The 14,917-nt window shown below is 55.8% G+C and carries 13 protein-coding genes and 1 pseudogene; 4 read left to right on the top strand and 10 right to left on the bottom strand.

Translation table 11 applies throughout. The features are described from left to right. Window positions 1-92 precede the first annotated feature (92 nt). Together CMN55_RS15650 and CMN55_RS15645 are read right to left on the bottom strand one after the other, a co-directional pair. The gene (locus CMN55_RS15650; protein WP_293950993.1) at window positions 93-902 is read right to left on the bottom strand and encodes a flagellin; all 810 of its coding nucleotides are present in this window, start codon (window positions 900-902) and stop codon (window positions 93-95) included. Window positions 903-1,233: 331 nt separating this feature from the next. Further along, window positions 1,234-1,626, bottom strand: a complete 393-nt coding sequence (locus CMN55_RS15645; RefSeq protein ID WP_293950991.1) for a flagellar biosynthesis repressor FlbT — start codon at window positions 1,624-1,626, stop codon at window positions 1,234-1,236. Between the two features lie 204 nt (window positions 1,627-1,830). Between CMN55_RS15645 and CMN55_RS15640 the strand changes: the two genes are divergently transcribed. Further along, on the top strand, window positions 1,831-2,133 hold the full coding sequence (locus CMN55_RS15640; protein WP_293950989.1) for a DUF6460 domain-containing protein: 303 nt from the start codon (window positions 1,831-1,833) through the stop codon (window positions 2,131-2,133). A 71-nt stretch (window positions 2,134-2,204) separates the two neighbouring features. Here the strand turns inward: CMN55_RS15640 and CMN55_RS15635 are convergent, their stop codons facing one another. From CMN55_RS15635 to CMN55_RS15610, 6 genes are all read right to left on the bottom strand, one after another. After that, entirely contained in the window at window positions 2,205-3,221 is a 1,017-nt protein-coding gene (locus tag CMN55_RS15635) for a 2-oxoacid:ferredoxin oxidoreductase subunit beta (protein WP_293950987.1), read from the bottom strand. Between the two features lies 1 nt (window position 3,222). Next, window positions 3,223-5,094 carry a 2-oxoacid:acceptor oxidoreductase subunit alpha gene (locus CMN55_RS15630; RefSeq protein WP_293950985.1) on the bottom strand — a complete coding sequence of 624 codons (1,872 nt, stop codon included), beginning with the start codon at window positions 5,092-5,094 and terminating at the stop codon, window positions 3,223-3,225. 281 nt (window positions 5,095-5,375) lie between these two features. Further along, window positions 5,376-5,987: a TetR/AcrR family transcriptional regulator gene (locus CMN55_RS15625; RefSeq protein WP_293950983.1), complete on the bottom strand. Its 612-nt coding sequence runs from the start codon at window positions 5,985-5,987 to the stop codon at window positions 5,376-5,378. Between the two features lie 65 nt (window positions 5,988-6,052). Further along, window positions 6,053-6,808, bottom strand: coding sequence for a hypothetical protein (locus CMN55_RS15620; RefSeq protein ID WP_293950981.1), 756 nt, complete (start codon window positions 6,806-6,808; stop codon window positions 6,053-6,055). 149 nt (window positions 6,809-6,957) lie between these two features. Then, complete coding sequence (locus tag CMN55_RS15615; protein ID WP_293950979.1) at window positions 6,958-8,955, bottom strand: TRAP transporter permease; 1,998 nt, start codon at window positions 8,953-8,955, stop codon at window positions 6,958-6,960. A gap of 12 nt (window positions 8,956-8,967) precedes the next feature. Next, window positions 8,968-10,122 carry a TAXI family TRAP transporter solute-binding subunit gene (locus tag CMN55_RS15610; protein WP_293950977.1) on the bottom strand — a complete coding sequence of 385 codons (1,155 nt, stop codon included), beginning with the start codon at window positions 10,120-10,122 and terminating at the stop codon, window positions 8,968-8,970. A 388-nt stretch (window positions 10,123-10,510) separates the two neighbouring features. Here CMN55_RS15610 and CMN55_RS15605 point away from each other — a divergent pair, with 388 nt between their 5' ends. Beyond that, a complete protein-coding gene (locus CMN55_RS15605; protein WP_293950975.1) occupies window positions 10,511-11,665 on the top strand; it encodes an acyl-CoA dehydrogenase family protein in 1,155 nt (384 codons plus the stop codon). A 28-nt stretch (window positions 11,666-11,693) separates the two neighbouring features. Further along, window positions 11,694-12,458, top strand: a complete 765-nt coding sequence (locus CMN55_RS15600; RefSeq protein ID WP_293950973.1) for a class II aldolase/adducin family protein — start codon at window positions 11,694-11,696, stop codon at window positions 12,456-12,458. Window positions 12,459-12,503: 45 nt separating this feature from the next. Here CMN55_RS15600 and CMN55_RS17475 read toward each other — a convergent pair whose 3' ends face one another. Both CMN55_RS17475 and CMN55_RS17345 read right to left on the bottom strand, forming a co-directional pair. Beyond that, entirely contained in the window at window positions 12,504-13,466 is a 963-nt protein-coding gene (locus CMN55_RS17475; protein ID WP_293950972.1) for an MFS transporter, read from the bottom strand. Between the two features lie 40 nt (window positions 13,467-13,506). Next, window positions 13,507-13,761: pseudogene (locus CMN55_RS17345) on the bottom strand (MFS transporter); the annotation flags it as partial. 136 nt (window positions 13,762-13,897) lie between these two features. Here CMN55_RS17345 and CMN55_RS15590 point away from each other — a divergent pair. Further along, window positions 13,898-14,911, top strand: a complete 1,014-nt coding sequence (locus tag CMN55_RS15590; protein WP_293950970.1) for a cyclase family protein — start codon at window positions 13,898-13,900, stop codon at window positions 14,909-14,911. Window positions 14,912-14,917: the final 6 nt, after the last annotated feature.

Raw genomic sequence — 14,917 nt, 5'->3', positions numbered from 1 at the left:
GTAATTCCGTCCATATTAGTACAGAATTGATGAACAGGAGGTTAACGGAAAAGACGGCCCCGAAAGGCCGTCTCTCCAATAGGGTACTGATCTTAGCGGAACAGGGCCAGGATCGACTGCGGTGCCGCGTTGGCAATGCTGAGCGACTGGATGTTGAGCTGTTCCTTGGTCTGGATGGCCTGCAGTTCAGCCGCTACTTCCGCCATGTCGGCATCGACGAGAACGCCAAGGCCTTCCTTCATGGTGTCGGTCAGCAGCGTGGTGAATTCCGCCTGGTCATCAAGACGGCTGGAGAAGGTACCAATGCTGGTCAGAGCCGCGCCAACTGTCGTGATGGCGGCATCGATCGTGGCGATGTGCGTATCGAGGTTGGCGGTATCCGTGGCATCGACCGTGTTAAGCGCAAGGCCCGTGGTGGAGGTCAGGTCAACATTCGTGAAGGAAACCTGATCCGTTGCGCCAAGGCCTGTCGGAACGTTGAGCGTTGCGGCCGTTGCCGTCAGCAGATTAACGCCGTTAAAGGCGGATGTGCTGGTGATCGTGTCGATCTGGGCGAGAGTCGCGTCGATCTGACCCTGGATAACGGCACCGTCGAGACCTTCGTTCTTGGCCTGGGTTGCCAGCTGCTTCAAAGAGGTCAGCTGATTGGAGATTTCCGTTGCCGCAGCCATTGCCATGCCGATGGTAGCCTGACCGAAGGCAATGCCTTCAGACACAGAGTTCAGAGCGCCGATGTCGGCACGCATACCCTGGGCGATAACGAAAGTGGCAGGGGCGTCCTTTGCGCTGTTGACGCGCAGGCCTGTTTCAAGCTGGGACTGGACACTGGCAAGATTCTTCTGCGTAGATGTGAGAGTACGCAGAGCAGCCATGGAACTGGAGTTCGTGTTAATAGAAGCCATAATCTTATTCCTCATTTCTAGAGTTGTCGCCTCCGCGACGGTGCAGCTCGTTTTGAGCCCCGGTCTACTTCGAAACCGTGAGACGACTATCGCTGTCATTTCCTAATAAAAGCTTAATGGAAGGCCGCTTTGCGGGGGGAGAATGGATTTTATTTTACAAAAGACGGGGTAGGGTTTCGTAAGCTACCGAAAAATAAGGAATATTTTTTCAAAGGCTGCGTCAGAAAAAATTTATCTGCGGGCCATAAAAAGCGGCGGGCCGGCAAATTGCCGGCCCTCACCTGGATTTGAGTGAACGGAATCATGACGGCAGATGCCTGCGCCGGCGGGATTATTCCGCAGATTCGGCGTTTGTTGTTTTAAAATATTTCTGCAACAGCTTGAGGGCGGCGTAATAGTTCCGTTCACCGACCAGCCCGACCAGTTCGAAAACCAGATTACGCTCCGTGATATCGGCGGTGGACAGAAAGGCAATCTGGGCCGCGTTCTGAAAGCTTTTATAATGGGCATCGTGACTATCCGGTTCGATATACATGAGCTGGATAAACAGATATACATTTTGCAGGGGGTTTTTGGCATCTTCGGGCAGCAGGATATCCCGCTCCCGCATGACGGATGCGTCATTTTCCAGGGAAAAATGCATCGCCTTGGGGCTGGTATTGGTAATAACTGCGCCGTTGATCACAATTTTCTCGCCAGCGGGAATACGAAACTTTAACGCCATCACCCGTCTCCATGTTGGGTCTTTCGGCACACTATAGCAACTGTTTGCCGATGTGCAAAAGCATTGTCCCGCAAAGGGGCGGCATCGGCCTTCAGGATGTTTTTTGCCGGGAAATAAACTCTGGTCATGGTAGGGGCCGGGACGATATGATATGTGCATTCCGGGGGCGACCATGCGCCCACCTGATCATTGTTGAGGGTACCAATGCCAAAAAATATCGGCTCGCTGATTGTAAAGCTTCTGCTGGCGTCGTTTCTTGTTGGCTGGGGGCTGACTTTTTTTGACATCACGCCGCTCGACCTGCTGAAAGACCTGACCGGGACAATCGGGCAGATTTATTCCATGGCGCTGGAAACCTTCCGCTGGGCGGCGGATTATATCCTGCTCGGTGCGGTGATTGTCGTTCCGATCGCGGCGATTGTCGGGGGGCTCAATTATCTGCAGCGCAAAGGCCGCCGCAAAATGTCCTCCTCCTCCTCCTCTACCTCCTCAAAATCGGAAGAGTAGCGTCACCGACGAATGCGCGACCATAAAAAAAGCCGACCCTTAAGGTCGGCTTTTCCGTTTCGATATTGCGGTTACGCCTGCCAGGTATGTCCCTGACGGAGCAGGGCGTCCAGCGAGGGAGCTTCCGCGCCTCTCAAGGAGGTGATTTTGCTTTCAATCCCTTCTTCATAGGTCGGGGCCGGATCGCAATAGATAACGCCGAGAGCGACCGGCAACTCGTGCCCGTCCATTTCCGCGAGCAGCGTGGCGAGGCTGCGGTTCGTCTCATCATGGACGAGAATATCTTCTTCCGTGACGCCATTTTCGCCAACCGTGACAGCTTCCAAGGTCAGCGTTTTGACATTCAGCCGGATGCCCTTGTTCTTGTCCGCCCCGAACAGCAGCGGTTTGCCATGTTCCACATGGATTTGCTTTTCCGAGGCAACATCCCGGGCCAGAACATCATCGAACACACCATCGTTATAGACGATGCAATTTTGCAGGATTTCGATGAGCGAGGTGCCCTTGTGGGCATGGGCGCGTTTGAAAATCTCGGGCAGGGTCTTTTGCGTGTCAAATCCCCGCGCGGCAAAACGGGCGCCCGCGCCAAGAGTGAAGACAAGCGGCTTGAGCGGCGCATCCACAGACCCGTCCGGAGAAGACGGTGTGCGCAGGCCAACGGCGGATGTCGGCGAATATTGCCCCTTGGTCAGGCCGTAAATCTCGTTATTGCAGAGCAGGATTTGCATATTCACGTTGCGCCGCAGCACATGAAGCATGTGATTGCCGCCGATGCTGAACCCGTCGCCATCGCCGGTCACCAGCCAGACATCCAGCTCCGGATTGGCGATCTTGATGCCGGTTGCAAATGCCGGGGCCCGGCCATGGATCGTATGAAAGCCATAGGTCGACATGTAATAGGGGAAACGGGACGAGCAGCCGATGCCCGACACGAACACATATTTTTCCTTCGGGGTGTCAAGATCGGGAAGCGTCCGCTGCACGGCCTTCAGAATGGCGTAGTCACCACAGCCGGGGCACCAGCGCACTTCCTGATCGGAGGCGAAGTCGGTCGGTTTCAGCTTGTCTTTCGTTACGGCAACATTCATGTCAATTCTCCAGCGCCGCGTCGATGGCGCGTTCAATTTCCGCAATCTTGAACGGTTGACCGGTCACTTTGGTCAGGGGTTGCACATCAATCAGATACTGATCGCGCAGCAGGGTTTTGAGCTGGCCATCATTCATTTCAGGAACAATGACCTTTTTGAAACCACGCAACAGATCACCAAAATTGCGGGGCAGCGGCCAGATATGACGCAGATGGATATGCGAAACCTTCTTGCCTTCCTGCAGCTTGTTGTCCACGGCCCGGCTGATCGGGCCATAGGTTGATCCCCAGCCGACAATGGCCAGATCGCCGCCTTCTTCGCCATTCTCCACCCGCTGTTCAGGGATGTCATTGGCGATATTGAGGATCTTGTTCCGCCGGAAATCGGTCATTCGCTGGTGATTGGCCGGTTCATAGGAAATATTTCCCGACCCATCCTGCTTTTCAATACCGCCGATACGATGCTCAAGCCCCGGCGTTCCGGGAATTGCCCAGGACCGGGCCAGCGTCTCCGGATCGCGATTGAACGGTGCGAAACCTTCGGCGTTGTCGGCAAACTTCACGGGGAATTTTTCCCGGTCCGCAACGGTCGGAATGAGCCAGGGTTCGGCCGCATTGCCGATATAGCCATCGGTCAGCAGCATGACCGGCGTCATATATTTCGTGGCAAGGCGGCAGGCCTCTATCGCGACATCGAAACAGTCGGAGGGGCCGTGCGCCGCGAGAACGACCAGCGGGGCATCGCCATTGCGGCCATAGACCGCCTGATAGAGGTCGGACTGTTCGGTTTTTGTCGGCATACCCGTTGAGGGGCCTGCCCGCTGCGAATTGACAATCACGAGGGGCAGCTCGGTCGAGATGGCAAGGCCGATAGCTTCGCCTTTCAGGGCAATCCCCGGACCGGACGACGACGTGATACCGAGCGCCCCGGCGTAGGACGCCCCGATGGCGGAGCAGACAGCGGCAATTTCATCTTCGGCCTGGAATGTTTTCACGCCGAACTGTTTCATTTTCGCCAGCGCATGCAGCACGGGGGAGGCCGGCGTAATCGGGTAAGAGCCGAAGAAAATCTTCAGATTGGCCAGCTCAGCCCCGGCGACGAGACCCCAGGCGAGCGCCTCTCCGCCGGTGACCGTGCGATAGAGACCATGCGGCATCTGGGCGGCGGGAATGGCATAAAGATGGCTGATGCCACTGATTTCCGACGCTTCGCCATAGACATGCCCGGCATTCAGCGCGGCAATATTGGCATCGGCGATTTCAGGGCGCTTGGCGAACTTCCGGCGTAGCCAGTCAATGGTGTCGCCGCGGTCGCGGCCATAAATCCAGTAGACAAGTCCCAGAACCCAGAAGTTTTTGCACCGCAGGCCTTCTTTCTGGGACAGGCCAAATTCCTTGACCGATTCGAGCGTCAGCTTCGTGATGTCGATATCGACAACGCTATAGGCTTCAAGCGAGCTGTCTTCCAGCGGATTGCTGAGATATCCGGCTTTCTTGAGATTGCGATCATTGAATGTGCCGCCATCGACGATGATCATCCCGCCGGTTTTGAGGCGGGCAAGATTGACCATCAGGGCTGCGGGATTGAGCGCGACAAGCACATCGGGATCATCCCCGGCGGTTTCGATCCGGCGGGACCCGAAGTTGATCTGGAAGGCGGAGACACCGAAAGTGGTGCCGACCGGCGCCCGGATTTCTGCGGGAAAGTCGGGGAAGGTGGCCAGATCGTTTCCGGCGAGGGCCGTCGTATCGGTAAAGCGGCTGCCGGTAATCTGGATGCCATCCCCGGAATCACCGGCAAAACGGATGACTACAGAAGAAACCTCTTGCCGGGCGACGGTTGAGACTTCGGTCTTGAGCTTTGGTTCGTTCAACTTTCCTACTCGCCTTGCGCTGTCGGGGAATGGCACAGTCGCGATCCCCGCGGACAGATATTAGTTTAGCCTTATTTTACAACAGCAATCAACGGAGGACATTCCCGATTATCCTGCCGGATGCTGTTTTTTTGTGCGATCCATAAATCACGGCATTGCGCAGAGCCTGTCCTGATTGCGATCACAATATCTGATGTAGATATAGTTTTTTTTCGATGAAACGCAATATAATTTTCTGTGAAATGGTGTAAAATATTTTATTAACAGAAATTATATGTGAATTAGTCGGGGTGGATTGGCGGCATCAGGCCATCCTTCATGATGCGGACAAAAAAGGCGCCGATCTGGGCGGGGGTCTGTCCGCCGGGGCGGTACCAGCTGCTGGACCAGTTGAGCGACCCCAGCAGGCTGAGCCGCAGCAGCCCCTTGTCGATATCCTGTTCAAGCGGCAGATCTTCGATGAGATCCATGAACAGCTTGTCATAACGGTCACGAATTTCGATCAGTCGGCTGCGCAGCGTCGGGGCGGTGCGGGAAATATCGGCGCACAGCAAAATGGAAAAATTATTGCCGCTGAACAGGGTGTTCATATGCGCGACGGCCGCTGCGGTCAGCCTCTCCCACGGGTCCTCGACATGTTCGATGGCCTCCAGAACCGCGTTGCTGATCAACCGCCTGCCTTCTTCATAGGTGGCGATGATCAATTCATCCTTGGAGGAAAAATGATAATACATGGACCCGGCAAGCATGCCGGCTTCCTTGGCAATATCGCGCATGGAGGTGGCGTCATACCCCCGTTGATTGAAAAGATGAGCCGCCGCCGCCATAAGTTCCTGACGGCGGTTGTCACTGCGATGAAGGTTTTCTTCGCGTGAGGGTGGATTTTCTGCCACGGCCCGATCCTGACAAACGGTTGCAATGGCCTCTGTTATGCCTCCTCAAAGCGGGGGCGGCAACTTTATTTTTCCAGCAGCTTGCGCAGGCGTTCAATCATTTCACCGGTTTCGTCACTGGCGCCGCGGATGAGATTGATCACTTGTTCCGTCAACGGCAGATCGGTGGACAGCGCCGCGATGGTTGTGGCCTGGACGACGGGTGTGTATATCCTGCGGATCAGGGCGGCGGGGAGAAGGCCGTTTTCCTCCCGGCCGATATCCTGCAAATGGATATCTTCCAGCAGCGCCGTTGATCGGTGGCCGGTCAGCGTTTCCGCCTCGACAATGACGACGCCTTTGTTGATATAAAGATCATTGATGATGAACTTTGCGGTCGGTCCTGTCATTTCCGGGGCGAAAGTTCCGCCCTGTTCGGCGGTGACAGCCTGCTCGATCCGGTGACGCAGAGCCCGGAGATTGTCGCCATTTTGCAGGATTTCATAGGTGATTTCCGGCGACTTGATCTCCATCCGCTTGATGACAATAACCTCCGTGCTGATGGTTTGCGGGTCGATCAGCATCTCAATATACGGAGCGAGAAAGGCGGGTTCCGCCTTGAACTCCGGCGGGCTGCTGACGGACAGGCCGAGCAGAATGGTTTCGCCGCTGGAGGATGAATAATCGGCTTCTTCGAGAGTTACCGCCGTGCCGGTTATTGCGGTGCCATATTTCTCAATGCTGCCGGTGATAACGGAGCCAATTGACAGATATACCGTCGCGATAGCAATGCATATAATCGCGACAATCCCGATTATGATGAATGAGAAAACGCGTCTCATCAGGAGATAACCCTTTCCAAACCCAGAACCGGCGCACAATACGATGCGCCCCGACAGCTCGCAAGGCTATTGTCGCGCGGCATGTTAAGCGGGAGCGAAGAAAAACGCCCGCCTTTCCGGGCGGGCGTTTCGGTGTAACCGATGGGGCATCACGCGGGCGCGATTGCTTTCCATCGTTTTTGATAATAGAGCGCCAGCAGGATGCCGCCGCCCGCCGTGATGAGGCCAAAGAGCGCCAATTGCCAGTCGCTGAACGGGATGAGATCACTCCCGCCCGGTGTGGCGAAGGCCAGGCCGCCAATCAGGATCAGCGCCCGCGCCAGCCACCCCATGACCGGATGACGGTGCAGGTTGCCAACCCAGACGAGGTAACCCTGCAACGCACTCGCGATCAGGAGGACGCCGACCAGCGCATTGGCGAGAACGACAGCCGTCCGGCTCAGCTCCCCATGGAAGATAAACGCCGGATCCAGCACAAAGAAGAAGGGGATGAAGTAAATAATTGATCCCAGCCGCATTGCTTCAAACCCCGTGCGCATGGGGCTGGCGCCGGCAATGGATGCCGCCGCAAAGGCGCCAAGGGCAACCGGCGGCGTGATGAAGGATACCATCCCCCAGTAGAGAATGAAGAGATGCACCGACATCGGATCCAGCCCGCCTTGAACGAGCGCGGGCGCAAGAACAATGGCGAGAAAGATATAGGCGGCCGTCACGGTCATGCCGATGCCCATGATGAAGCTGGTAATCGCGCCCATCAGGAGGAGGAGCAGGATATCGCCCCCGGCAAGGTAAACCAGGTCATTGACCAATGTGCCCGCCATGCCCGTAATGGACAGGGCCCCGACGATCAGGCCAACACCGACAAGAATGGCGGCAATTTCTGCCAGAAGTTTGCCGGAGGCAACAACGAATTCCCAGAACTCCTTCATTCCCCAACGGGTTTTCGAGAAAATCTGGTTGATCGCGATCAGCAGCGCCGTTGCATAGAAAGGCGCCAGAACCTCCTGCTGGAGATAGACCAGCATGACAATCAGCAGAATAAAGACGGCGATGAAATGCCATCCTTCTTTCAGGGTGTCGGAAAGCTTCGGCAACTGCTCCCGCGGGATGCCCGGCATGTTGTTGCGCGCCGCATATGAATCGATCTGGATAAACAGCGCCAGATAATAAAGGACAGACGGAATAATCGCCGCCACGGCGATGGTGATATAGGGCGTACTCAGGAAGACCGCCATGATAAAGGCGGTCGAACCCATGATCGGCGGCATCAGAACCCCGCCGGTCGAGGCGCAGGCTTCCACCCCCGCCGCGTAGGATGGCCGGAAGCCGGTTTTCCGCATGGCCGGAATGGTCATGACGCCGGTTGTGATAACGTTGGAAATCACGCTGCCGCTCATCGAGCCCATGAGGCCGGATGAAAAGATGGCCACCTTTGCCGGTCCGCCCCGGACATGGCCGAGTGCGGCAAACGCCAGATCAATGAAAAACTTGCCGCCGCCGGTCTGGGTCAGGGCAACGCCGAAGATCAGGAAGCCGATCACGAGATTGGCGAGGGCCCGCAGGGGAATGCCCAGCATGCTTTCCGCACTGAAGACATGATAGGCGATGGTATCAGACAGCGAACTGCTGAGGCCGGAGATCGGGCCCGGCATCACGGAGGCATATAGCGGATAGAGGGAAATCAGGACGACAATGACGAACAGCGCCGTCCCCCCGGCTCTGCGTGTTGCTTCCAGCACGAGCAGCCACAGCAGAAAGCCAAGAATGACCATGTAATCGGGCGCGCCCATTTCCCAGCCATTATCAATGATCTGTTCCGCATTGCCGAAAAAGTAAAGTGCAAGGCAGAACATGGCCAGGGCCAGCAACATATCATACCACGGCACCTTATCCAGTGACGCTTTTGACGATGCCGGGAAGATCAGAAAAACAAGCGGGACTAGCAGCCCGACAAGCGCATATTGATACTCCGTATCGAGCCAGGCATAGCCAACAAAAAATCTCAGATTGAAGAGATGATTGATGGCCAGCAACACAACAAGAATTGTGACGATGATCATTAACCATCGCCACAATGTGGAAAGGTGACGGTGGCGGGCCAGTTGTGGCGCCGCCGTTGCCGTTTCTTCCGTTTTTATGTCATTCATGAAAGTGATCTTTTATCGGAATGTCGGGTCCATCCCCGCCGCTTCCAATGCGGCCGCCCGCACTTTCATCCATTCCGCCTGGTAGGCATCGCCTTCCAGATCCTTGCCTTTCATGGTTGCCCAGGCATCCGCAAGGATGTCCTGACGCTTCAGCAGCATGTTGTTATGCTCTTCCATTTCATCGGTCCAGATGCCTTCATCTTTCCAGAATTTGACAGCCGCCGCATGATAGGGCACTGCCCATTTGAAGGTCTGCCGTTCAAGGGCCCAGCCCTTCATGGCGGGAAGCGCATCTTTATAGGAATCGTAATTCGTGAAGATCGCCTTGACCATTGAATAGACCAGATCCGGATCCTGATCATTCTGGGTTATCAGGATCGGATAGGGATATGCCCCGCCTTCCATCGGCGTTTCCTTGGTGATGTTTCCGGTGCCGAGAGTGACGTTATGCGGGACGATATAGGGGGCGACCTTTTGCAGCCGTTCCCAGCCTTCCTTGTCATCCGCCGGGGTGGGCAACCAGTAAATGCCGCGCGGAGACGCCTCGATCTTTTTTGCGGGGCCCGTTACGGTTGAGCCGAAAGCGGCAACCACCTGACCGGTTTCCAGCCCTTGCCATGCGGCGTTGTATCCGCCGTATTCCACAACCTCCACATCATCAAAGGTGAGATCAGCGAACGCAAGATAGGCTTTCATGGCGATGGTCACCGCCGGCGCCCCCCGGACAACGGCAACAGGTTTGCCCTTCAGATCCTTGAGTTGCTTGATACCCGACTCAACCGTTGTCGCGACGTTAAGGCCGGCATCCGCCGTCGAGGAGATCAATACCTGAACCCGTTGCGGGCCCCAATTCGGATTGGCGAATTCAAAAACCCCTTCGGACGCATAGAATGTGCCGGCGCCATTGGCGACGAACTGAACCTTGCCGGAGCGGAGCGGCTCCATCCTGGAAATATCATTCTTTCCCGGAATAACACGGATATCGACGCCATACTTGTCTTTCAGCGCCTTGCCGATGGCGACCGACTGGTTGTAGCCGGTTGTCCCGGTATTATAGGCTGTCCAGGCAAGGACATCCGGAAGTTTTACATCTTCGGCAAGTGCAGAAGATGACATTGCCATCGCGGCAGCGAATGCTGCCGTGCAGAGTTTTAAGCCCATTCTCATAGTTTCCTCCCTTTGAGAACCCGGTATGGTTTATTATTTAGTTATTTATGTAATCCATTGTGAAGGCCGGGTTTTCGTTCTGCAAGTTTTTTTCTGGAAAATCTAATAATATTCTGAATTGTGGGAAGGCGAAATTTTATCATTTATTGCGTGTCCGCACATAATTTTGATGCCCTGTTTCCTGGCGGGCGCGCCGTGTCGGCATCCGGCGGAAAGATTTCATTTCCTGCAATTGCGGCGGCATTGCATATCTGATAACAGAAGTTGTATTTAGAGAAAATGCAAGGCGTTCAACCGCCCCGGCCCGGCAGAAAGTGATCCGATACACTGGCTTTCATCGGGGCGAGAGATTATCTAGTTGATACAAAACACAATATAAGGAAAGAAGATGGCTCTGGATAATGAGACCTTTGAACTGATGAAAGATTCTGTCACGCGCTTTGTGCGTGACCGGTTGGTGCCAGCCGAAGATACGGTTGAGCAGACCAATGAGGTGCCGGAAGAAATTATTCAGGAAATGCGCGACCTGGGCCTGTTTGGCCTGTCGATCCCGGAAGAATATGGCGGGCTTGGTCTCAACATGGAGCAGGAATGCGAGGTTATCCATGAACTCTGCAAGGCGTCGCTGACGTTCCGCTCCGTCATCGGTACGACTGTCGGTATCGGCAGCCAGGGGCTTGTCATGACGGGCACCGAAGAACAGAAGAAGCAGTATCTGCCGCGTCTTGCATCGGGTGAGATCATGTCCTCCTTCTGCCTGACGGAGCCGGATGCCGGATCTGATGCCGCGTCCTTGCGCACCGTCGCCATCAAGGACGGCGATGACTATGTTCTGAATGGCACCAAGCGCTTTATCACGAATGCGCTGCGCGCCGGGATGCTGACGGTAATGGCGCGCACCAATCCGGATAAAAAAGGGGCGTCCGGGATTTCCGCTTTCCTCGTCGATCCGAAGACGCCGGGAGTGACCATCGCCAAGGCGGACGAGAAAATGGGTCAGCGCGGCACCAAGACCAGCGACATTATCTTTGAGGATGCCCGTGTTCCGGCGTCGGCCTTGCTGGGCGGGGCCGAGGGACAGGGCTTTTATACGGCCATGAAAGTGCTGGACCGCGGCCGGTTGCATCTCAGCTCCGTTTCCACCGGCATTTCCGAACGCATCATCGCGGAGGCTCTCTCCTATGCGGCAGAGCGGAAACAGTTCGGGACGCCGATCGGGGAATTCCAGCTCGTCCAGGCCATGCTGGCTGACAGTCAGGCCGAATTATTCGCCGGACAGGCTATGACGTTGGATGCGGCGAAGAAATATGATAGAAAAGAAGAGATTGCGATGCTCGCCGCCTGTTGCAAGATGTTCACGACAGAGGCGGCTGGCCGAATTGCTGATCGCGCCGTGCAGATTCATGGCGGATCGGGTTACATGGCGGAATATAAGGTCGAGCGGTTCTATCGCGATGTCCGGCTGCTCCGTCTTTATGAAGGAACAACCCAGATTCAGCAGCTGGTTATTGCCCGCAATATGCTGAAATCGCTGGCAAACTAAACGATAAAGGAAGAAAAGGGAGGTTGATATGGGTGTAGACATGCTGGTGCCGAGCCTGAAGGGCAAGGTCAGTGACGAAGAATGGGAAATGCGGGTCAATCTGGCGGCCTGNTACCAGCTCGTTGCGCATTATGGAATGAGCGATCTGATCTTCACTCATATCTCCGCCCGCGTNCCGGGGACGGAGAATCACTTCCTGATCAACCCNTACGGCCTGTTCTTTGANGANATTACGGCGTCAAGCCTGATNAAGGTCGATATTGATGGCAATATCCAGCAGGAGACGCCCTTCAAGATCAATCCGGCCGGTTACACCATNCACAGCGCCATTCATGCCGCGCGCCATGATCTGCATTGTGTGCTGCATACGCATACAACGGCCGGNATGGCGGTNGCGGCGCAGAAGCATGGCCTGCTNCCNATCAGCCAGCATTCCATGATGTTTTACGGGCGTCTTGCCTATCATGGCTATGAAGGCATNGCCCTTGATCTGGACGAGCGGGAACGNCTGGTCCGTGATATGGGGGANAACATTGCCATGATCCTGCGCAANCANGGGCTTCTGACGGTCGGCACGACAGTGCCGGANGCGTTCCGCCGGATTTTCTATCTTGAAAAATCATGCGAGTCGCAAGTCAAGGCCATGGCNGGNGATGCGGAGCTGATCATCCCGTCCCGCGAAGTCTGTGANCATGCGGCNTCCCAATTCAAGATCAGCGCGTCGCAATCGGGGCTGGAATGGCCGGGCCTGCTGCGTATTCTGGATCGCAAGGGAAGCCATTATCGCGACTGATCCNTGATCNTTCANCTCGNTGAANGATNTNAGCGCCGGAANCCCTCACGCGGTTTCCGGCGNTTTTTCTTTGGTGGTCTTGGATTCGCTTGCCCGGCTGTAGACCAGCAAGGCGACGATAATNATCACNGCCAGNGTGATATAGAGAACACGGTAGGCTTCCATTGGNGCGGTTCCATCTTCTTTCACAAAATGGCCGACNATAAAGCCGCCAAGTGACTGCAGCATGAAAACCCCGAGCATCACCGCCGTATTCAGCGTCGCAACGCCGCGNCCCAGCANATGTTCGGGGAAGATGGANCGGCCATGGGACATGATCAGCACCCCATAGCTGCCGAAAAAGCAAAANAGGAATAACAGGGTTGCAACCTGCCAGACGGGCAGAACCGGCAGGGTNCCGAGAGCGATCAGGAGCAGGATGGTNGTGCCNGCCGCCAGAATAACCAGCGGCTTGCGGCGCCGGACAANCCCGTCGAGGCAGCCATAGAAGAAATTCCCGAATATCACGCCAAGGGTCATCCACAGCAGNATATTGCCGCGCGCGGTCAGGTCGAGCCCNTAAATNTCCCGCAGNTAATTNCTGCCCCACANNCCGANNATNGCCATGATCACGCCATAGATCACCAGATTGAGGGAAAANAGNTACTGGAACTGCCGGTTNCGGACAATTTCNAGNACACCGCCNANGGCTTCGCGCAGGGTTTCGGCNTTGCGGTCATGAAANGCATGCCCCTTNGGCGCATCGCGGATGATCAGATAGCCGAACAGCAGGGAAATGACGCTGATCAGGCTGGCGATCCAGAATACATCNCGCCAGCCNATCATATCNGTNAGGATGGCGGTTGGCGTTGTCGCNAGGATGTTGCCGACGCCGCCCATGGCCACNATNAGCGAGACNTAAAAGGCAAAGCGTTCCGCCGACAGCCACCGCGATATAATGACGAGGGAGCCCATCAGGACAGGCGCNCAGCCCGCGCCGATAATGAANCGACTGCCGGCNAGTTCCATGAAANCTNGTGGCGAGNGCAAANCCGNCCGCTCCGANATTGGCGACCAGCATCAGCGNAAAGATGGTTTTCCGCGGNCCGTAGCGATCCAGAAANATNCCGACCGGCACCTGCATNAGGGCNAAGGCNATAAAGAAGCTNCCGCCGATAAGACCAAGTTCTTCGGGGGTCAGNCCCATCTCGTCCATCATATTGGGNGCNATGACGGCAATGGCCGAACGGAAGAAATTNCTNGCCACATAGACGATCGACAGGGTGAAGATGATCCTGAGCGCGTTCGAGGTTTCGCTTGTCATCGGGGGAGCCATTCATTTTGTTTTNCAACACTGCTAACAGCTTCTGTATCTTCCGTCAATTAAGCTGGAGAGAGGGCTTTGCACGCGCGATGCTTGCGGTTATGCTTATGCAAAACAAAAACTGCGGGAGGCAAGCATGACAAGATGGGTGAACCGGCCGGAAGGCTCGAACTGGGGGGATTTTGGCGCGGATGACCAGATCGGCCGTCTCAATCTGATTACGCCGGAAAAGATCCGCGCGGCGGCAGCAGAGGTGAAGACGGGGGAACGGTTCTGCCTCAGCCTGCCGCTTGATCTGCCGGGCGGCAATCTGCTGAACCCACGGCGGTTTCCCCCCGAACTTGTGCCGACAAAACGGTCAGGCGGCCGGGCGAATATGAATTACAAGGTGTCACAGGACGATCCCAACTTTGTCGATGTGATCTGTGACGATCTGGTGATCCTGCATACGCAATATTCCTCGCAATGGGACAGTCTGGCACATGTCGGGCAGGAGTTTGATGCCGATGGCGATGGCAAGGCGGAAATCGTCTATTACAACGGATATCGCGGCGGAGAACATGTGTGCGGTCCCGAAGATGCGGGTGGAAGCCGCGCGAACGCGCTTGGAATCGAGAATATGGCCGCTGCCGGAGTGCAGGGGCGCGGTGTCATGATTGATCTGGAGGGCGCTTTCGGGCGAGAGAAAACAATCGTCGGCTATGATGATCTGATGAAAGTCATGGAAAAGGACGGGGTGATCGTCGAAGAAGGAGATATGGTCTGTCTGCATACCGGTTTTGCGCAGATGATCATGGAAATGGCCGGAAACCCTGATGAGAAAGCATTGCATAATTCCTGCGCGGCGCTGGATGGGCGCGATGGGAAACTGCTCAACTGGATCACCGACAGCGGGCTGTCCCTGCTGATTGCGGATAACTATGCGGTTGAGGCCTATCCGTCCCGCCCGGGGGATGGCTGCTGCGCCTTTCTGCCCCTCCATGAACATTGCCTGTTCAAACTCGGCATTCATCTGGGCGAACTCTGGCATCTGACGCCGCTGAATAGCTGGCTTAAAAAGCAGGGACGGTCCCGTTTTCTGCTGACGGCACCGCCGATGCGTCTGCCGGGTGCGGTCGGCTCTCCGGCAAATGCAGTTGCCACTGTCTGAGAGGAT

Source organism: Sneathiella sp. (assembly GCF_002694385.1).
GTDB lineage: Bacteria > Pseudomonadota > Alphaproteobacteria > Sneathiellales > Sneathiellaceae > Sneathiella.
The sequence above is the reverse complement of the archived record's forward strand: the minus strand, read 5'-3'. Positions and strand labels throughout refer to the sequence as shown.